Raw genomic sequence first — 18,958 nt, 5'->3', positions numbered from 1 at the left:
GCCGCACCTGGTACAGGACGACGCTCGGAGCGGACGAGGGCAGGTACAGCTTCCGGCGCTGGGACGGGCGGGTGCCGCTGAGACGCGGGCCTAACCCCATCATGGTGCGCTGCTGGAACACCAACGGTGTCGCTCAGCCGATGAAGCCGATCTGGAATCCCGGCGGGTTCATGCGCGGCAACATTGAAACCACCACCATCATCGCGGCCTGAGGAGCGAGCAAATCATGAAGACTCCGTCTCCCGGCATGATGGCTGCTGGCCTGATCGGCCTGACCGGCATCATCCTCGTCTCGATCGGCGCGCCGAGCAGCCGCAAGGCGCCCGTTCCGATCTCCGAGATGTCTGAGCCGGCACCGGCCGCCAGCGTGTCAGCGCGCGGCTTCTCGCTTGCCTCGACCAGCGTCGACCTGCCGGCCGACGACGCGACCTACCCCGACGGTCCGCACGCCGACGTCATCAATGCCAATTGCACCTCGTGCCACTCAGCCAGCATGGCGCTGACCCAGCCTGCGCTATCGGCGGATCAGTGGAAGGCGACCGTCACCAAGATGCGTGAGGTGTATAAGGCGCCAGTGGCCGAGAAGGACGTCGATGCGATCGTTGCTTATCTCACCGCTATGCCGAGCCAGAAGGTGGCACCCGCGACCGGCAAGGCGCAGGACCCGGACCCCAAAGTGGCTCCTGATGTCTCAGGTGGAACCGGCTAACCGATCTACTTCCATAATCCCGAAATACCATCCCAATCGGGACGGTGTCGGAGCCGTCCGGTTGTGACACTGCCCCCCGCCTTCGCTTTTCCGCGGGTTTATAGGTGTCATAACCCTGCATCGAAGCGCGTCAGACGCCGAACTGAATCACTTGGGATCAGCAGCAGGTGCAGAAGTCGTTCCGGCACCTTTCGCTCTGTCCAGGGCCGTCACCCGCTTGACCTGCGCGATGCTGCATCCGGCAAGCTCCGCGGTTTTCGCGATGCTCATGCCCGCCTCGCGCAGACCTACGATGCGTCGATGGTGGGCGAGATCCGGCTTGCGGCCGGTGTAACGCCCCGCCCTCTTCGCAACTTCGATGCCCTCGCGCTGCCGCTCGCGCCGGGTCTCATAGTCATCCCGAGCCGTCTGCAGCGCGACGCGCAACAGCATGTCCTGCACCGCCTCGAGCACGATTCGCGCCACGCCGGCGCTGTCGGCTACTAAGTCAGACAGGTCCACGATGCCCGGCACCGCCAACTGCGCCCCTCTGCCCCGGATCGTCTCCACCAGAAGCTCTGCCTCCGGCAGAGGCAGGCGGCTGATGCGGTCGATCTTCTCGGCCACCACCACCTCGCCCGGCTGCAGGTCCGCCACCATGCGCAGCAGCTCGGATCGGTCGGGCCGCGCGCCTGATGCCTTTTCCCGGTAGACCGCCGCAATGTAGAAGCCTGCCGCCCGCGCGCCCGCCACGATGCTCTCCTGACGTGTCAGGTCCTGCTCGTCCGTGCTCACACGCAGGTAAACCCGCGCCGCCTTCATCTCGATGCCTGCCATTTGCTCGTCACTTCAGCCCGGCCTTCTTGGGTATACCCAGATGAGCTAGCGGCCAATTGGAGACATACGAGCTTGTCCGAGCCAGGAACAAATAAGGACTACGGCGCTGCTCATCATGAACGACGGAGATTGTTATTCAGGATTGATCGCAATGTTTTCGGGGTAAGGCGGGTGCCCGCCAGTCCATATTTATAGATCCATCTGCGGAAAAGACCCACTTGCAGCCATTCGGCGGATGAAGCGCGGTCGCCAACTTCGGTCACTTGTTCATCGGAGCCTTGCGTCGGCGCCTCCGGTTCAAAGATCCGGATTGCGCTGAGGAGTAATTTGCCACCAAGGGGCTTCCGGGTGCAAATAAGGGTGAGTGGTAGGGAGGTGTTATGCGCCGCAGTCCGCTTGTCGTTGCGCTCGTCCTCGCGTCGATCCTGACATCCTCGTTAGCTGCGAAGCAGAACGAGCATGACAGCCGCGAAGCGGCGTTGGCGACGCTAGACCTTCAGCAGCAAGATTTTGGTCGCTAAGGCCGACGCGGACGGCTTGGCCGCGCTATCGTCGCCGGCGCTTACGATCAACGCTCCAACCGGCCGTATCCTCACCCGAGACCAGTTCATCGCCATGATGCGAAGCGGGCAAATTGGAGCCGAGGACTTCGAGCGCACGGTAGAGAGCGTCACCGTGAGCGGCGACACGGGGGTGATCATGGGCAACGAGGTTTTCACGCCGACGGCTCAGAGCGAATTGGGACGGACCTACGGCGCCGTTCCACTCAGGCGCCGATACACCAACATCTATGTCCGCGAGGGACACGCCTAGCGGTGGCTCGCCCGGCACGCGAACGTCATCCGACGAAATGAATGGACACACAACCGGACATTCGACGGATGATAACAGCGGACGTGAAGACGTCGCTTGGCACGAGATGTTGCTCGGCGAGGATCTCAACGACGACAGCATCCGTTTCCTCGTGTTGCTGCGTAGCGTTGGAAGGCCACGTATTCTCCGTGATCATTGTAGCCAGCGAAGATGCGAGCCAGACCTCGGCAGAGCGACATGCCTGACTTCATTACGGGTGTGCTGTACTGCTTTCAGCGATCCTAAAAAATAAGAAGCCGCCAGCCTCGCGGCCAGCGGCTTCCTTGCGCCTAACTGTGGAAGTTAGGAGGTGTAGGTGATCTTCATTCCGCACCGGCGACGATAACGCGCCACACCTGCAACCATGCTGAAGCCTATCAACATCATCGCCCATGTCGCAGGCTCGGGAACGGACGGCGTGAGCGCCAGGCTCACGCCGTCGAGCAGGACCATTGGCTGCGCATAGGCAGGTGAACCCGCCGCCTGGAAGCTCAGGACGTCGGAGCCACCCCGATAGGTGAAGCTGTAGACGGCGGTCGTCCAGCCGCCGAACCCGGCTGCGGCGACGTTGGCCGTCGGCGTCGCGTAGGTCTGGCCATCGATCATCGCCGATATCGAGGCGCGGTACGCGGCTTCATTCGATCCGTAGAGCGACTTGCTCTCCGCCGCCGCCCACGAGAAGCTGAGATCGTAGGACTGGCCAACGGTGAGCCCGTCGATCTTCTGCGACAATGTGCCGACCGAGGTAACGTAGTCGGCGGCGGCCATCACCAGATAACTGCCGCCTTGGCTGCTCGTGCCGTCCCAAGACGTCGTGCCGAAAAGATATCTGTTAGTCGTGTCGTAAGCATAGTTGTAACCGCGACTGACGCCGTTGTCGGTGAAGAACAATCCAGGATAGCCATTTCCGTTGATCCGCGGCGCATACCAGCTCGTCGCCGACGTCACGTTAGTGCCAGTCGTTAGCTGAGACCCGTTGCCATTGATGACGACCTGTCCAAAGCCGTTCGTCAGATCCTCGAAGTTGCCGTTCTTGACGAGATTGGCAGTCTGGCCCTCAGCGTGTGTGGCCCCGATCGCTACAACGCCGACGAGCAGCGCACGGCGCACGGCCAGTCCCACGATCTTCATGCTGATAGTCTCCCCCGATCCAGCGCTAGCCGGTTTATGACCGATCGATATCGCAGCGGGTGAAACGCGTCCACAGGCCATCCGTCCAAGGAAAAGAGGCAATCCGTCCAATGTCTCGTTGTGGGAGACGCTGTCTGTCTCAGAGCGGCCCAACTTTCACATCAAAGCGGGCAAGCCGCGCCTCCACCATGAGACGGAACGCGTTCTTCCTTGTAGGTTTGTCAGTCGGTGAGATGGCGTTCTAGGTTTGATGGTTGTGGACGCAGGCGACTTCTGGAGCGTCTTCATCTGCCGGAACCTGAGCATCGCCGCTCTCGTCGTCGGAACGGCAGGTGACTGTTCTCTACCCGGTTGTTGGCCAGCAACCGATCTCCTGGCGATCACGGCAGCCCTGCTCGTTCATCGCGGCACGGCAGCTGCGCAGACCATCGGTGATGGGTCATTCGTCCTCGTCATCAGCCCTCTAGCCCGCCTGCCACGTTGGTTTGACGGAGCCGGACGGGCAACTCAGCAGCCACCCCATGGGAAAGCAGTGGCCGCGCAGCCCGTTCCGCGATAGCGACCGACACATGGCGGCAGATCGACAGCGCATCCGATCCGTGGCGATCCTGGGTGGCGGCACCGCGGGGTGGATGACCGCCACCGCGCTGGCACGGACCTTCGGCGCCGGTCTCGCGATCACCCTGCTCGAATCGGAGGAGATCGGCACGGTCGGCGTCGGCGAGGCGACCATTCCGACGATCCATTGGTTCAACGAACTTATCGGGCTGGACGAGGCCGCGTTCCTGCGCGCCACCAAGGCGACGTTCAAGCTGGGGATCGAGTTCGTCGACTGGACTCGCCCTGGCCACCGCTACTTCCATCCGTTCGGCGAATACGGCGCGAGGTTGCCCGGCGTGGCATTCCACCAGCGTTGGCTGAAGGCGCGCGCCGACGGTGCCGAGATGCCGCTTTCGGCTCTCTCGCTGGCGGCCGCGGCGGCGAGCGGCAACCGGTTCGCCAAGCCGGTCGCGGACAGCCGATCGATCCTGTCGACGCTCGGCTATGCTTATCATTTCGACGCCGCACTTTATGCCCGCCACCTGCGCGGGATCGCCGAGGAAGCGGGCGTGCGGCGGGTCGAGGGCAAGCTCGGCCAGGTCGCGCGCGATCCCGTAACCGGCCATGTCGCCGCGCTGACCACCGAGCGCGGCGAACGGATCGCGGCGGACCTGTTCGTCGACTGTTCCGGGTTCCGCTCGCTGCTGATCGAGGACGCGATGGCGGCGGGGTTCGACGATTGGTCGCACTGGCTGCCCTGCGACCGCGCGGTCGCCGTGCCCTGCGCGCGGGTGGCAGAGACCACGCCCTATACCCGCTCCACCGCGCGTGCGGCGGGCTGGCAGTGGCGTATCCCGCTGCAGCACCGCACCGGCAACGGCTATGTCTATTGCAGCCGCTTCGCCAGCGACGACGAGGCGGCGGCGACGTTGCTTGCCCATCTCGACGGCGAACCGCTGGGCGAGCCGCGCATGCTGCGCTTCACCGCCGGCGCACGGCGCCGGGCGTGGATTGGCAACGTCGTCGCGATCGGCCTGGCGTCGGGGTTCCTGGAGCCGCTGGAATCGACCAGCATCCACCTCATCCAGAGCGGCATCGCCAAGCTGCTGACCCTGTTCCCGAACCGCGACATGGATCCGACCCTCGCCGAACGGTATAACGCGCTGCTCGCGGCCGACATGGACAATATCAAGGATTTCCTGATCCTCCACTATCACGCGACGACGGGGCGGGACGATCCGCTCTGGGCCGAGGTGCGCGCGATGCCGCTGCCCGACACCCTCGTCGCCCGCGAAGAGCTCTACCGCCGCTCGGGGCGGCTGATGCTGGGCGCCGAGGAGTTGTTTCGCGAGGCGAGTTGGCACGCGGTCCTGAACGGTCAGGGCATCGCCGCGGCGGATTACAACCCGCTCGCCGATGCCCTCGACCCCGCCACCAACCGCGCACAGGTCGATCAGATCGCCGCACTGATCGCGCGTGCGGCGCCGACGCTGCCGGGGCATGACGCGGCGCTCGCCACGGCGATGGGGCAAGGCACGTGATCGGACCCACGGTGATCGCACGCCGGATCGGCACCGAACAGCAACCGATCGCGATCGTGGACGGCTTCCATCCCGATCCCGACGCGCTGCGCGGCCATGCCGCCTCCCTTTCCTTCACCGCCGGGCGCAACCATTATCCCGGCATTCGCGCACCGCTGCCCGACGATTATTTCCGGCAGGTCCGTGTGCCGCTGATGGCGGTGCTGCGCGAGGTGTTCGGCGCGGCGCGGATCGACCTGCTCGACGCCAGCTACGCGATCGTGACCACGCCGCCTGCGCAGCTGGAATCCACCCAACGCTTGCCGCACGTCGACGCGACCGAGGCGGGGCGGATCGCGCTGGTTCATTATCTGTCGCCCGAGGGGGGAGACGGTACCGCCTTCTTCCGACACCGCACCACCGGGTTCGAGCGCGTCGATGCCGGTCGTGCGCCAGATTATTACGCGCGGCTCAACGCGGAACTGGTCGAGCACGGCCCGCCTCCGCCCGCCTATATTGACCGCTCGACTCCGCTGTTCGAACGGGTCGCCACGGTCGAGGCACGTTATAACCGGGCCGTGATCTATCGCAGCGCCCTGCTCCACAGCGGCGCGATCGCCGCCGGTGCGCCGCTCTCGCCCGATCCCGCGACCGGGCGGCTGACCGTCACCGCTTTTCTGGCGACCGCGTGACCGCAGCGGGCGGCTGCACCGCGAGGTAGACGGTGCTCCACAGCTGGGCGGCGTTCGACTCGTCGACGTCCTGCTTGCCGGCGCCGAACGGCACGACCCGGTAGCGGCCTTTCTCGAACGCCCAGGACCAGAGTTCGGAGCTGCGCGTCGCCCGTGTCGCTTCGATCGCGCGCCACAGCACCGCCTGTGCCTTGACCAGCACCTGGCGGGTGGCGGGTGGCAGGTCGGTTCGGCGCAGCTGCCGCTCCAGTCCAGCCGCGAACAAGGCCTGCTGCCACGACCAGACCACCGCGCCGTGATAGGCCGCCGGGGTGAAGCGTGCCTGCACCTCGGGCGTGGCGAGTGCGGGATTGGCGACCAGCAGCCCGACATCGGTCATCAATCCGGCCGGAAATGGTCGCATCAGCGCCTCGACATAGGTCGCCAGGTCTGCGGGCGCGGGATCGTCGAACAGTAGCGCAAAGCCCTCGTCCGAGTTGAGGATCGGCACGGGCCGACCCTGATCGTCCAGCGACAGCGCGTGATAGACCAGCGGGCGATCGTCCAGCGCGGCGATCGCGGGGGCCGCAGGGACGCCGAGTGTCGCGGCATAGGCGCTGATCCGCGGTGCCGCCGCGGCTGCGGAAACCGTGACCTTGAACAAATTGGGTGCGCGCGTCCGCCAGACCCGTGCCGCCGACCTCGCGCGGTCCAGCGCGGCGCGGTCGGCGGCGCCCAGATACGCATCGAGCAGCCCCGCCCGGCGCAGCCGGACGACGGCGTCGAGCGCGGCCGGCACCAGCGCCGCGTTGACGTCGTACGCGTAGCGCCCGCGCCCCAGCCCCTCCTCGCTGTCGCGCCACTCGCCGGTCAGCCGGCCGGGCTTGATTGCGATCAGCCGCTGCCACCCCGGAGCCGCCGCAAAGGGACCGGCTTGGCCGAGCACGAAGCGAAGGTTGCGGACCAGCAGCGCACCCGCCACTTCGCGCTGGCCCGGCCGACCCTCACTGGCGACCGGCCGGGCAAGGAAGGCGCGTGCCGCGGCCGGCGCCGCATGGTCGAGCAGATAGGTCGCCGCAACCGGTGCCAGCATATAGTCGTCGTCGACCATGCCGTAATCCAGCGTCGCGGCAGTACCGCCCGGCTGATCGTGCTGACGACGGTCGATCAGCGCGAACTCGCCGATCCCCTCCTCGTGCGCGACCTCTCCCGCCTCGTTCAGGCGGGCCAGAACCGCGCCAAGTCCGGCTTCGACCGCCGGGCCGCGCAATACAGGCATCAGCAGCCGCACCGCCATCAGCGTGTCGCGTCCGAAATAGGTGTCGAACCGCCACGACCCGGCCAAGAATTTCTCACGATAGCTGAGGAAACGCAGCGCGTTGCGCGCCCCCGCATCGTCGGCAGCGCGGTCGTTCAGCAATTCGGCCCGGGTCAGCCCGGTCAGCGGCGCCTCGCCACTCGCCGCGACGATGCGCAGGCGGATGCGCCCGTCGGCGCCGGCGACGATCGCCTGGCCATCGATCCGGCCGTTCAGCACCTCCACCGCCAGCCGATAGCCGGGTGCCCCGTCGATCCGGTCGCGGGCGAACACGATCGTCCGCCCCTCTAAGCGCATCGGCGCCGCGACGTCTGGCGGGAACCGGCCGACCGATTGATAGTCGCGCAGGAAGCGCACGTTGGACAGCACCGCCTGCCGGATCTCCAGCCGCGGCGCGTCGAGCGAGGCCGTCGTCGCCAGGCCATAGAGCGGGCGCCCCTTCGCATCGGCGAGCGTCGTCGGCCGAGGGGCCTGTTCCAGCCGCCACGTCGTGGGTCGTGCCAGCGGTGCGAACCAGAGGCCGACACCGCTATTGCCCGCCGGGAATGCAACCAGGATGCGCGGATCGCTGCCGTTGCGCAGCAACAGGTGCGCGGCAACCTGGCCGTCACGGACGAACGCGTTGAGATTCTGTCCCTCGACCAGCCGATAGGCGAGTTCGGGCGGTTTGCCTGCACTGCGCTGCGCCAGCCCCGCGCCACCTGTGGCGAGCAGCAGCGCCCCCGCGCCGATCATCCGTGCGTACCGGGCCATCATCCTCTCCTCGCAGCAAAAGGGGCGCGGCAGCCATCGAGCCGCCGCGCCCCGCCAAGTCAACCGCGTCCCGGTCAGAAGCGGAGCGTGATCGATCCGCCATAGGTCGTGCCGACGATACCGCGGGCGTAGAAATAGCCGTCGGTGATCGCCTGGGTCTGGCCCTGGCGGGGATTGCCCTCGGTCAGGCCGACCACGTCGAACAGGTTGTCGACGTTGAAATTGGCGTCCAGTCGCTCGCTCAGGTGCAGGGTCACGCCCAGGCTGGTCACGCCATAGCTGGGCAGCGCGACGCCGTTACCGTTGTCGGCAAAGATGCGACCGACATATTTGTATCGGCCGTACACCTCGCCCATCCCGCCCGGCAGCTTCACCGCGGGGGTGATGGTGAACAGCTTGGCGGGTGTCCGCTCGGGCCGGTTGCCTTCGTAACCCGATCCCTGATCGACTCCGTCGAGCTGCAGGTTCAACAGCTTAGGCTGCTGGAACACCCCCTGAAAATCGACCGAGAACCAGTCGATCGGCCGCACCTGGAAATCCAGCTCGATACCCTTGGTGCGCAGGTCGGCGTTCAGATTGACCTGCTGCGAAGGATTGGACGGATTGGAGAAGTTGTAGTTCTGGTTGTCGAACTCGGTACGGAAGACGGTCGCCGAGCCCGAGAACAGGCGGCCATGTTGATACCGGACGCCCGCTTCGTAGAGCTTGATCGTGGTGATCGCATCGACGTTGTTGGTCTGGAAGCCGTCGGCATAGCGGGCATAGACCGCGAAGCTGGGCGTGATGAGGTAGTTGGCGCCGACCGTCCACGCCGCCTTCTGCCGCGTCGCCCGGCGGGTGGCGAAGGTGCCGTCGAAGGTCGCGCCGACCGTGCGGACCACGCCGACGGTGCCAGCGGGCACCGCCTGGTTGGTCGCCGCCTGGTTACCATCCAGCGCGGTCGCCCGGTCGCTTTCCCAACGGATGCCGCCGTCGATGCGCAGGTCGCCGAACGCGACCTCGTCATTGGCGTAGAGCGACACGGTCGAGTCCCGACGCTCGCGGATGCCTGCGCCCCAGTCACCATAGGAGACCAGGCCGTTGTCGGACAGCGTACCGATGACGTTGTTGTTCGCGTCGAGCGCGACCACGTCATAGATGTCGCTGTTGGTACGCACGTCGTTGACGACGCTGGCAGTTGCCGACTGGTCCTGCTTGCGCGTGACCTTGTAGTACATGACGCCCGCGGTCAGCGAATTCTTGATGCTGCCGGTGTCGAACTCCCAACGGCCACCGGCGTTCAGGCCGAAATCACGACCGTCGATATAGTCGTGGTTCAGCGTCGTCCGCTGGAGGAAGCCGTTGCCGTTCAGGGCGTTCAGCGCGTCGGTCTGGTTCGAGCCGAGCACCACGCCGGTACGCAGGTTCTTGATCCCGAACCGCGCCGTCGCGGGATATGTGGCGAAGCCCGCCCGCAGCAGGTCGATGATCGGCGACACTGCAGGGTTTGGCGTCAGATAGTTGACGGCGCTGGTCAGGCCGGCATTGCCGGTGCCGGACCCGGGGAACAGGCCATTGAAGTCATACGAATATTTCAGATAGCGCGCCTTGGCGAACAGGCTGAAATCGTCGGTCACGGGCTTGTCGATGTCCAGCCGGATCTGCGCGGTCTTTGCCCTCACGCCGTCGCGGTAACGGAACTCGCGAAAGCCGCTGGAATGCGCGTTGGTCGATACCGGCACGGCGATATTGGCAAAGGCGTCGCCGCCGACATTGCCGAACTGGGTGTCCAGGCTGGGAATGCTGCGAGGTTTGCCGTCGGTGAAGCGGTATGGCTGGTCCGCGTAATAGGCGTTCTCCATGTTGCCGCCTTTGGCCGACAGCGTGATCGAGCCGCCATCGTCGAACCGATACTGAAGCATGCCCTTCAGGCGCCAGCCGGCATAGTCGAACGGGTTGTCACGCACGCCGGGGCTCGACTGGACATAGCCGCCGACGTTGAACGCCAGCTTGTCGGTGATCGGCTGCGAGTAATAGAAGTCGCCGCGCTTCATGCCGTAGTTGTAGGCGGTTACCCGCGCCATCCCCTCGGCCTCGTTGAAATTGGGCCGCTTGGAGATGAAGTTGATCGTCGCGCCTGCACCGTTGACGGTCAGCACGCCCGACGAGCCGCCCTTCACCGCTTCCAGCCGGTCGATCGTCAGGTCCTGGTCGAAGAAGAAATCGGCACCGCCGCCACCGTAGAGGATCGGCATGCCATCCTCTTCCAGCTGGATGAAGCGCTGACCGCCGCCCTGCAGGCCGCGCACCGAATAGTTGTTCGAGATCTGGCCGGCCGTTCCCTCGACGAAGATGCCGGGCACCAGCTCCAGCATGTCCGCGGTCGAGCGCGGTGCCTTGCGGTCGATCGCGGCGCGATCGGCATAGGTGATGTCGGCCGACGCGGTGATGAGCGGGCGGTTGCGCGTGGTCTGGCCCGTGACGACGATGTCCTGCAGGTCGTCGTTGCCGTTGCCCGAGGAGTCGGCAGTCGCCGGCGGCGCGCTGGCGGTCGGCTGGTCGCCGGGGACGGTCTGCGCGAACGCAGGCATGGCGACGAGTGCGGCGGCGCTCGCCAAAAGGGCAGCGCGGGCACGGACGGAATAGGACATTATGATTCCCCTCAGTGGTCGCGGTTCGTTGTGGTGCCGCGACGCTTCGAAACGATGTAACCGATTTCAATCGCGCTGAAAATTCTTTCCGAAGGCGCCCGTCCACGAATCCCGTCAGCTGTGGCCAGAACGCAACGCTTGCTATTCCAGCACCGTCACCGTCATTCTGAATGGGATTGGCAGGAGGTAATTGATGTCGGCGGACGACGCTCGCCCCTTCCCGTTCGATGCGTCGCTGGGGCGCCGCGATCTGCTGGCCGCGATCGGTGGTGGCGCGATGGCCGTGTTGCCCGCGCCTTCCCAGGCGGCACAGGCGCGAATCGACGATCTGCTGGCACGGATGACCATCGCGGAAAAGGCGGGCCAGCTCAGCTGCTTCAACGATGAAATCCGGCCGGTCGGCGCGGTGTTCAATCCGGTAATTGACCCGCGCGGCGCAGAGGCGATGCTGACCGACATCCGCGCCGGGCACGTCGGGATGCTGTTCAACGGCTATGGCGTCGCCGGAGCCCGCCGGGCGCAGCAGGCGGCGCTGGCGAGCCGTCTCGCCATCCCGCTGGTGTTCGCGGCCGACGTGATCCATGGCGCACGCACGATCTTCCCGATCCCGCTGGCCGAGGCGGCGGCGTTCGATCCCGATCTGTCAGAACGCGCGGCGCGGGCGGTCGCGCGTGAGGCGAGTGCGGGCGGCCTGCACTGGACCTTCGCCCCCGTCGTCGACGTCGCGCGGGACCAGCGCTGGGGGCGGGTCGCCGAGGGCGCGGGCGAGGACGTGTATCTCAACCGCCTGCTCGCCGCCGCGCGCGTCCGCGGGTTCCAGGGCGGCGACCTGCGCCGCGCCGACAGCCTGCTCGCCACCCCCAAGCATTTCGCCGGTTACGGGGCGGTACGCGGCGGCATGGAATATGCCGCGGTCGACATGAGCGAGGCGGAGCTGCGCGAGACATTCCTGCCGCCGTTCGCCGCCGCCTTCGCGGCCGGTGCCGGCGCGACGATCGCCTCCTTCACCGACTTCAACGGCGTGCCCGCCACGGCCAATCGCTGGCTGCTGACCGACATGCTGCGCGGGGAACTCGGCTTTCGCGGAGTCTGCGTGTCGGATTACGACGCCGACCGCGAGCTGATCGCCCATGGCATCGCCGCGGACGAAGCCGATGCGGCGCGGCTCGCGATCCTCGCCGGCATCGACGTGTCGATGCAGAGCGGGCTCTACAATCGCCACCTGCCCACCCTGGTTGCGGCCGGCCGCGTGCCGATCGAGGCGGTCGATCGTGCGGTGCGTCGGGTCCTCGCGCTGAAGGAAGCGCTGGGCGTGTTCGACGATCCGTATCGCTCGCTCGACACTCGCGCCGAACGGCGCGAAACGGCGAGCGCCGCCGTCCGCACGACCGCGCGAGAGGTCGCGACCCGCAGCATCGTCCTGCTGCGCAACGCGGGGTCGCTGCTGCCCCTGCCCCGCAGCGGCAAGCGACTGGCGCTGATCGGCCCATTCGGGGCGGACCGCGCCAATCTGAACGGACCCTGGTCCTTTGCCGGCGATCCGATGGCCGGCATCGACCTCGCCACCGGCATCCGCGGCGCACTGAAGGAGCCCGATCTACTGTCGGTCGAGCCGGGCAGCGGCATTGAGGCGGCACTGCCGGGCGGTGTCGACCGTGCCGTGGCCGCCGCACGCGCCGCGGACGTCGTGCTGCTCGCGGTCGGCGAGTCGGGCGACATGTCCGGTGAGGGTAACAGCCGCGTCGCCATTACCGTGCCTGCGGCTCAGCAGGCGCTCGCCGAGGCGGTCGCAGCGACCGGCACCCCGGTCGTCGTCCTGCTGCGCCACGGCCGGGCGCTGGCGCTGGAGGGGGCCGTCCGCGATGCTCCGGCGATCCTGGCGACCTGGTTCCTGGGCGAGCAGACCGGCCCCGCCGTGGCCGCGATCCTGTTCGGTGACCGTGAACCGACCGGACGCCTGCCGATTAGCTTCCCCTTCGCGACCGGGCAGGAGCCCTGGTCCTATGATCGGCGCAGCACCGGCCGTCCGGCGCCCGACAACGACCCGATGGCCGCGGGACGCAGTCACTGGCGTGACGCGCCCGATCGCGCGCTGTTCCCGTTCGGCAGCGGCCGGGGCTATACCTCGTTCGACCTGGCCGATCTGACCGCGCCGGCCGCCATCGCCGCAGGACAGCCGGTGGCGATCGAGGTGACGGTGACCAACGTCGGCGTACGAACGGGCGAAGCGCTGGTCCGCGTCGACATCCACGATCGCGTCGCCAGCCGCACCCGCCCGGTGCGGCAGATGAAGGCGTTTCGCCGCGTCACGCTCGCGTCGAAACGATCCACGCGGATCGCGCTGACGATCGCCGCCGAAGACCTGGCGCTTGTAGCAGTCGATGGCCGCTGGCAGATCGAGCCCGGCTGGTTCGATCTGTTGGTCACTGCCGACGCGGCCGAGCTACGCGGCGCCTTCAAGATCGTCGCGCCGTGAAGGACCCCGGTGCTGCCAGATCACGAGGCAGCCGCGCAGTCCTGACAGCATCGCCTCCGTGGGTGCTGTCAGTCTAACGCGAACTGCTGTCCACAGGATGCTCTTCGGTCTTTGAGGACGACAGCCTAGCTTGCAAGAAAAGGATCTGCCACTCTGCCACTCTGCCACTCTGCCACTCTGCCAGTGCGACGGAGCGTCGTTCCTTGTAGGTCTTGCAGTCGGTAAGGTGGCGTTCCAGGCTAAAGTGGGTGTGGACGTTAGCGTGGACAGAAGCGAACTTCTGTAGCGTCTTCGTCTGCCTGAACCTCACCATCGCCCCCTCTCGTCGTTGGAACGGCAGGTGAGGCTAAACGCGGAACTGGTGGATGTCCGGGGTTGGGGCGCAAAGCTGCCAGCTGCGTGAACCTGAACGAAGGGCGGCTTATTTACGCGGCTCACCCAAAAGCGGACGTGCCGCTTTCCACCAAAACTAGAAAGCGTAGGGGCTGCTTTTGAGCCAGCAACTTATTCACCCAACAGCCAGACCGCCGCAGCTCAACCAGCCGTTTCCGCATCCTTGATCGTCGCCATCTCTGTCGAAGCGGCCTTCGATCGGTGTAGCGCGGTGATGCGCTTGACTTGGGCGATACTGCATCCCGCTAATTCGGCTGTCTTGGCGATGCTCATGCCAGCCTCACGCAGACCGATGATGCGACGGTGATGAGCCAGATCTGGTTTGCGACCGGTGTAGCGCCCTGCCCGCTTTGCCAGCTCTATCCCTTCGCGCTGCCGCTCCCGCCGGGTCTCATAATCGTCTCGCGCGGTCTGAAGCGCGACGCGCAGTAGCATTTCCTGGACCGCCTCCAGCACGATCCGCGCGACCCCGGCGCTGTCAGCGACCAAGTCCGTCAGATCGACGATCCCCGGCACCGCGAGCCGCGCGCCTCGCGAGCGAATAGCCGCAACAAGGAGCTCAGCCTCCGTGAGCGGAAGTCGGCTGATCCTGTCGATCTTCTCCGCGACCACTACCTCCCCCGGCTGCAGGTCCGCTATCATGCGCAACAGCTCCGGCCGGTCGGGGCGCGCGCCAGACGCCTTCTCGCGGTAGACCGCTGCGACGTAATAGCCCGCCGCGCGCGCGCCCGCGGCGATCGCCTCCTGCCGTGTCAGGTCCTGCTCGTCGGTGCTGACACGTAGGTAGACCCGCGCTGCACGGATCAGATGTGGATTGCCGTCGTTCGTCATAGCCAAACTGCATATACCCTTGTGAGCCAGTCATGCAGCAGTTGGCTCAGAACAGCAACTACCGGTCCTACGTAGCCTAGCTAAGCGGACCGGGTCTAAGTAGCTGCTCCATCATCGATGAACGCTCGTTCGGTGATCGGCCGTGTATCGATCCCTGCCTCCACGCTGGCGTCAGACTTTGCTCTCCGGTATAAGACCGTTGGACAGGTCTGAGCAGCGGGTTCGGTGCAGATGGAAGCACAGAGGGTCAAGATCGTGGACGGTGGTAAGCTCGTGATCCCGGCGGCAATGCGCCGTGAGCTCGGGATCACCACGGGTGACACCGTTCTCGTCGATGTGGACGATGGCGAGTTGCGGGTACGTTCCGTACCTAAGGCACTTGAGCGCGCTCGCGCGATCCTGCGCAAGTATGTGCCCGAAGGCGTCGGCTTGGCTGACGAGCTGATCGCGGAGCGTCGGCGTGAGGCGGAGCGTGAGTAGCAAAGTCGTACTCGACGCTTCCGCCCTGCTCTGCCTTCTGAACGATGAACCCGGGGCTGATCGGGTAGTCGACGTCCTGACCCGCAGCATCATCGGAACAGCCAACCTCGCAGAGGTCGTCTCCAAGCTACGGGACCGGGGATTGTCGCTCGACGAGGTGCGTGAGGCGCTCGGCGGGCTCCACCTCGACGTTCGGCCGCTCTCTCCCGCCCAGGCGCTTATTATAGGCGACTTGCGGCCAGCAACGAAGGCGCTTGGCCTATCGCTTGGCGACCGGGCGTGCCTTGCGTTGGCAATCGACCTGCAGGCTGAGATGTTCACGACGGACGGACCTCTGGCGAGCGCGGATGCCGGCATCACCATCACCAATGTGCGATCGCGGTAGTCGCGCATTCGTGCTTTTGGGTGCGGCGAACCGATGGGTGCGCAGAAAGGGTCTATGTGACTGAAAGGCAGCGGGTAAGTGCTCAATCTCGAGCGGTCTGCTCAATAGCGGCCTTCGGCGGGCTTACGATGCAAACTGACGTAGTTAGGGCCCGCCCAGCGGCGCTTGATCGAACTTCTGTGTTCCCTATCCGTTCTTTTGACGGTACAGTAGGCTTAGTGCGGGCAGGACCGGTGAGCCATGGCTGACACCGAAATCGAATGGACGGATGCCACCTGGAACCCGGTCGCCGGATGCTCGATCGTGAGCGCCGGATGCAGCCATTGCTACGCAATGGAGATGGCCCGTCGTCTCGAGGCGATGGGCGTCGGCAAGTACGCAGGACTTACACGGCGTAGTGGTCGCCGTACCATCTGGCAGGGCTTGGTGCGCGAGGACCAGGCCGCGCTGACGATCCCCCACCGATGGAGAAAACCCCGCAAAATCTTCGTGAACTCGATGAGCGACCTGTTTCACGAGGGCGTCAGCGACGCGTTCATTCAAGCGGTATGGCAGGTCATGCGCGAGACGCCGCGCCACCACTATCAGATCCTCACCAAACGCCCCGAGCGCATGGCAGCAGTCGTCACTCGTCTTATTGGCGACGTTCTGCCGAATGTCTGGTTGGGCACCAGCATTGAGGACGCCGAGGTGGTAGCGCGTGTCGACCACCTCCGCGCGGTGCCCGCTGCGATCCGCTTCATTTCATTCGAGCCGCTGATTGGGCCAGTTGGCACCATCGATCTCGCCGGAATCGATTGGGCGATCGTGGGCGGCGAAAGCGGTCGGTCGGCGCGGCCCATTCGGGAGGCGTGGGTGGATGAACTCCACCAGCAATGCCTCGCCTACGACACTGCCTTCTTCTTCAAGCAATGGGGCACCTGGGGCAAGGACAATAAGCGGCGTTCCAAAAAGGCGAACGGGCGCGAGTACCGCGGTCGGACGTGGGATGAGATGCCGACCGGCTTTACCGCGGCGCTCTAACGAGCTCGAAACAGCAGGATTGGAATGGCCGAAAAACCGTACAGCTGGGCAAGTGGCGCGACACTCGAGGACCACTCCCGCCGCAAGCACAAGATCCTCCGCGAGTACTTCGCGAACTATCTGGGCGTGCGCTGCCAGCTTCCACAGCAGACCCAATTTCGCCTCGCGATCGTTGACGGGTTTGCGGGCGGCGGTCGCTATGCCTGCGGAACGCCTGGGTCGCCGCTCATCTTCATCGAGGAACTGCGGCGCGCGATCGACACGATCAACACAATGCGCGCGGCGCAGGGGTTCGGTCTCGTGTCAATGGAATGTCTGCTGGTGCTCAACGACCAGAGCCCGGCAGCGATCGACAGCCTGCGCGGCAACGTCGCGCCGCTCCAGGCCGAGATCGCCGACAACGTGCCTCGGCTTCATCTTCGGGTCGAGTATCTGACCGAAAGCTTTGAAGACGCTTACCCCGCGATCAAGAAGCTTCTTGCGCAGGGCCGCTACCGCAACCTGATCTTCAACCTCGACCAATGCGGCCACAGCCATGTCGAGCGCACCACGATCCTCGACGTCATGCGCTCCAATCCATCGGTCGAGATCTTCTATACGTTCGCGATCGAGGCGCTACTCTCGTTCCTGCAGAAGTCGGACCCGGTGCAGCTCGCTACCCAGCTCCGCCCGTTTGGCATCGAGCCAAGCGACCTCGAGCAGCTCGAAGGGGCGATGAGTAAGAGCCTGTGGCTCGGCGCTGCGGAGCGGCTCGTCTTCGAGACCTTTCGGACCTGCGCGCCTTTTGTGAGTCCCTTCTCGATCAATAATCCGGGAGGTTGGCGCTACTGGCTGATCCACTTCGCGAACATCTATCGCGCACGTCAGGTTTATAACAACGTGCTGCACCAGAATAGTACGACGCAGGCGCATTTCGGTCGGTCTGGACTCAACATGTTGTCTTACGATCCAAGCCACGATGGCGGTGCGCTGTACCTGTTCGATCTTTCCGGGCGCGAGGGGGCCCGCAACCAGCTGCTTGCCGATATCCCGCGCCTTATCTCGGAGTCAGGCGATGTCATCGAGGTCGGAGACTTCTACGAGGGGATCTACAATGCGACGCCCGCGCATACCGACGACGTGCATCAAGCGATCATCGAGAACCCTGATATTCAGGTGATCACGCCAGGCGGCGGCGAGCGGCGTAGCGCGAATGCGATCGGCGTCGGCGACGTGCTGAAGCTCAAACGTCAGAAGAGCTTCTTCCCCATGTTTCTAAACGCGGGCGGCAACTAAGCCGCCGGATCAGCCACTGTTTCAGGCAATGTCCACCGTTTCGAGGCGCCTCCACCCCTACAACTTTCGTCCACTGTTTTGAGAAAACCTACAAAAAAGGGGAAAGGAGTTTCCGAAAACCGGCAACTTGTTTCCGAGGCTGGCCCCGACCTTGCACGACCCGACCGACCCCGAGCCGCTGCCGACCTCGCACTCGCTCGTCGTCGCGACGTCGGCCGACCTCGTTGTGCGGCCAGCGCCGATGCTGCCCGGCATCGTCGACCTCGAGACCGAGCGCGCCGATGCCTATGCGCGTGCGGCACGCGCCGACAACACCCAGCGCGCGTACATGGCGGATTGGGTCATCTTCACCGCCTGGTGTGAGGCCCGTGGTGAAAGCGCGCTACCTACCACGGCCGAGGTGGTGCGTCGGTTCGTCGCGGCGGAAGCCGATGCCGGCAAGTCGCCGGCGACCATCGAGCGACGGGTGGCGGCAATCGGGCACTTCCATCGCGCCGACAACTTCGTCGCGCCCACCGCCCAGCCCGGCGCCGGCAAGCTGCGCGAGACGCTAGCGGGCATCCGGGCGTCCAAGGGATCAAAGAAGAAGCGCAAGGCCGCCGCGGATGCCAATGTTCTCGAGGCAATGCTCGCGGCGTTTCCGGGCGACGGGCTCCGCGCCGTCCGCGACCGCGCCGTGCTCGCGATTGGGATGGCGGCTGCGTTACGTCGCTCCGAGCTTGTCGCGCTCACCGTCGACGACATCGCGATCGTGGCCGAGGGCCTGCGGATCACCATCGCGCGCTCGAAAACCGATCAGGAGCAGGAAGGTGTCGAGGTTGCTGTGCCCGAGGGCAATCGTCTGCGGCCCAAGGCGCGGCTCCTCGACTGGATGGCAGCCGCTGGGCACAGCGACGGTCCTCTGTTTCGGCGCCTCACCCGGCAAGATACGATGACAGACGATCCAATGAGCGATCGGGCGGTCGCGCGCCTGGTCCAGGCGGCAGCCCGCAAGGCCGGGCTCGACGAACGACAGTTCGGCGGTCACTCGCTCCGCGCTAATTTCCTGACGGAGAGCGCGGCCCGAGGCGCGACTATTTTCAAGATGCAGGAGGTTTCTCGTAAGCGTGGCGTGAGGACCGCAGTTTATGCGGCTTGGGCTGTTGGCTGATCTGT

General features: G+C 65.5%; 15 protein-coding genes and 1 pseudogene. 11 read left to right on the top strand and 5 right to left on the bottom strand.

The window, feature by feature from the left end; translation table 11 throughout:
* Both AADI75_RS13765 and AADI75_RS13760 read left to right on the top strand, forming a co-directional pair.
* A pseudogene (locus AADI75_RS13765) lies at window positions 1-212 on the top strand (oxidase); the annotation flags it as partial.
* Between the two features lie 14 nt (window positions 213-226).
* Window positions 227-709 carry a cytochrome c gene (locus AADI75_RS13760; protein ID WP_007406258.1) on the top strand — a complete coding sequence of 161 codons (483 nt, stop codon included), beginning with the start codon at window positions 227-229 and terminating at the stop codon, window positions 707-709.
* Window positions 710-856: 147 nt separating this feature from the next.
* On the opposite strand, the gene AADI75_RS13755 is transcribed toward AADI75_RS13760, so the two are convergent.
* On the bottom strand, window positions 857-1,510 hold the full coding sequence (locus tag AADI75_RS13755; protein WP_007406279.1) for a recombinase family protein: 654 nt from the start codon (window positions 1,508-1,510) through the stop codon (window positions 857-859).
* 525 nt (window positions 1,511-2,035) lie between these two features.
* Here AADI75_RS13755 and AADI75_RS13750 point away from each other — a divergent pair.
* On the top strand, window positions 2,036-2,338 hold the full coding sequence (locus tag AADI75_RS13750; RefSeq protein WP_341209580.1) for a nuclear transport factor 2 family protein: 303 nt from the start codon (window positions 2,036-2,038) through the stop codon (window positions 2,336-2,338).
* Window positions 2,339-2,680: 342 nt separating this feature from the next.
* Here AADI75_RS13750 and AADI75_RS13745 read toward each other — a convergent pair whose 3' ends face one another.
* A complete protein-coding gene (locus AADI75_RS13745; protein WP_341209579.1) occupies window positions 2,681-3,508 on the bottom strand; it encodes a PEPxxWA-CTERM sorting domain-containing protein in 828 nt (275 codons plus the stop codon).
* Between the two features lie 569 nt (window positions 3,509-4,077).
* Between AADI75_RS13745 and AADI75_RS13740 the strand changes: the two genes are divergently transcribed.
* Both AADI75_RS13740 and AADI75_RS13735 read left to right on the top strand, forming a co-directional pair.
* Window positions 4,078-5,589, top strand: a complete 1,512-nt coding sequence (locus AADI75_RS13740) for a tryptophan halogenase family protein (RefSeq protein WP_341209578.1) — start codon at window positions 4,078-4,080, stop codon at window positions 5,587-5,589.
* Window positions 5,586-6,260, top strand: coding sequence for a DUF6445 family protein (locus tag AADI75_RS13735; RefSeq protein WP_341209577.1), 675 nt, complete (start codon window positions 5,586-5,588; stop codon window positions 6,258-6,260). The genes AADI75_RS13740 and AADI75_RS13735 overlap by 4 nt, the downstream gene beginning before the upstream one ends.
* Here the strand turns inward: AADI75_RS13735 and AADI75_RS13730 are convergent.
* Both AADI75_RS13730 and AADI75_RS13725 read right to left on the bottom strand, forming a co-directional pair.
* Window positions 6,235-8,310 (bottom strand): hypothetical protein, encoded by a 2,076-nt coding sequence (locus AADI75_RS13730; protein WP_341209576.1) that lies wholly within the window; start codon window positions 8,308-8,310, stop codon window positions 6,235-6,237. The genes AADI75_RS13735 and AADI75_RS13730 overlap by 26 nt on opposite strands.
* Before the next feature lie 74 nt (window positions 8,311-8,384).
* Window positions 8,385-10,940: a TonB-dependent receptor gene (locus AADI75_RS13725; protein ID WP_341209575.1), complete on the bottom strand. Its 2,556-nt coding sequence runs from the start codon at window positions 10,938-10,940 to the stop codon at window positions 8,385-8,387.
* A gap of 193 nt (window positions 10,941-11,133) precedes the next feature.
* Between AADI75_RS13725 and AADI75_RS13720 the strand changes: the two genes are divergently transcribed.
* Window positions 11,134-13,416 (top strand): glycoside hydrolase family 3 N-terminal domain-containing protein, encoded by a 2,283-nt coding sequence (locus AADI75_RS13720; RefSeq protein WP_341209574.1) that lies wholly within the window; start codon window positions 11,134-11,136, stop codon window positions 13,414-13,416.
* Window positions 13,417-13,950: 534 nt separating this feature from the next.
* Here AADI75_RS13720 and AADI75_RS13715 read toward each other — a convergent pair.
* On the bottom strand, window positions 13,951-14,640 hold the full coding sequence (locus AADI75_RS13715) for a recombinase family protein (protein ID WP_341209573.1): 690 nt from the start codon (window positions 14,638-14,640) through the stop codon (window positions 13,951-13,953).
* A 231-nt stretch (window positions 14,641-14,871) separates the two neighbouring features.
* Here AADI75_RS13715 and AADI75_RS13710 point away from each other — a divergent pair, with 231 nt between their 5' ends.
* The 5 genes from AADI75_RS13710 to AADI75_RS13690 all read left to right on the top strand — a co-directional run bounded on the left by AADI75_RS13710 (window position 14,872) and on the right by AADI75_RS13690 (window position 18,953).
* Entirely contained in the window at window positions 14,872-15,120 is a 249-nt protein-coding gene (locus tag AADI75_RS13710) for an AbrB/MazE/SpoVT family DNA-binding domain-containing protein (protein ID WP_018251286.1), read from the top strand.
* On the top strand, window positions 15,113-15,505 hold the full coding sequence (locus tag AADI75_RS13705; protein WP_018251287.1) for a type II toxin-antitoxin system VapC family toxin: 393 nt from the start codon (window positions 15,113-15,115) through the stop codon (window positions 15,503-15,505). Before AADI75_RS13710 ends, AADI75_RS13705 begins: the two co-directional genes overlap by 8 nt.
* A gap of 240 nt (window positions 15,506-15,745) precedes the next feature.
* Window positions 15,746-16,528, top strand: a complete 783-nt coding sequence (locus tag AADI75_RS13700; RefSeq protein WP_026189148.1) for a DUF5131 family protein — start codon at window positions 15,746-15,748, stop codon at window positions 16,526-16,528.
* Between the two features lie 24 nt (window positions 16,529-16,552).
* Window positions 16,553-17,803 carry a three-Cys-motif partner protein TcmP gene (locus AADI75_RS13695; protein ID WP_198356651.1) on the top strand — a complete coding sequence of 417 codons (1,251 nt, stop codon included), beginning with the start codon at window positions 16,553-16,555 and terminating at the stop codon, window positions 17,801-17,803.
* Between the two features lie 151 nt (window positions 17,804-17,954).
* A complete protein-coding gene (locus tag AADI75_RS13690; protein ID WP_341209572.1) occupies window positions 17,955-18,953 on the top strand; it encodes a tyrosine-type recombinase/integrase in 999 nt (332 codons plus the stop codon).
* The last annotated feature ends 5 nt before the right edge of the window (window positions 18,954-18,958 follow it).

The organism is uncultured Sphingomonas sp., from assembly GCF_964021865.1.
Lineage (GTDB): Bacteria > Pseudomonadota > Alphaproteobacteria > Sphingomonadales > Sphingomonadaceae > Sphingomonas.
This window is presented reverse-complemented; position numbering and strand designations above follow the sequence as displayed.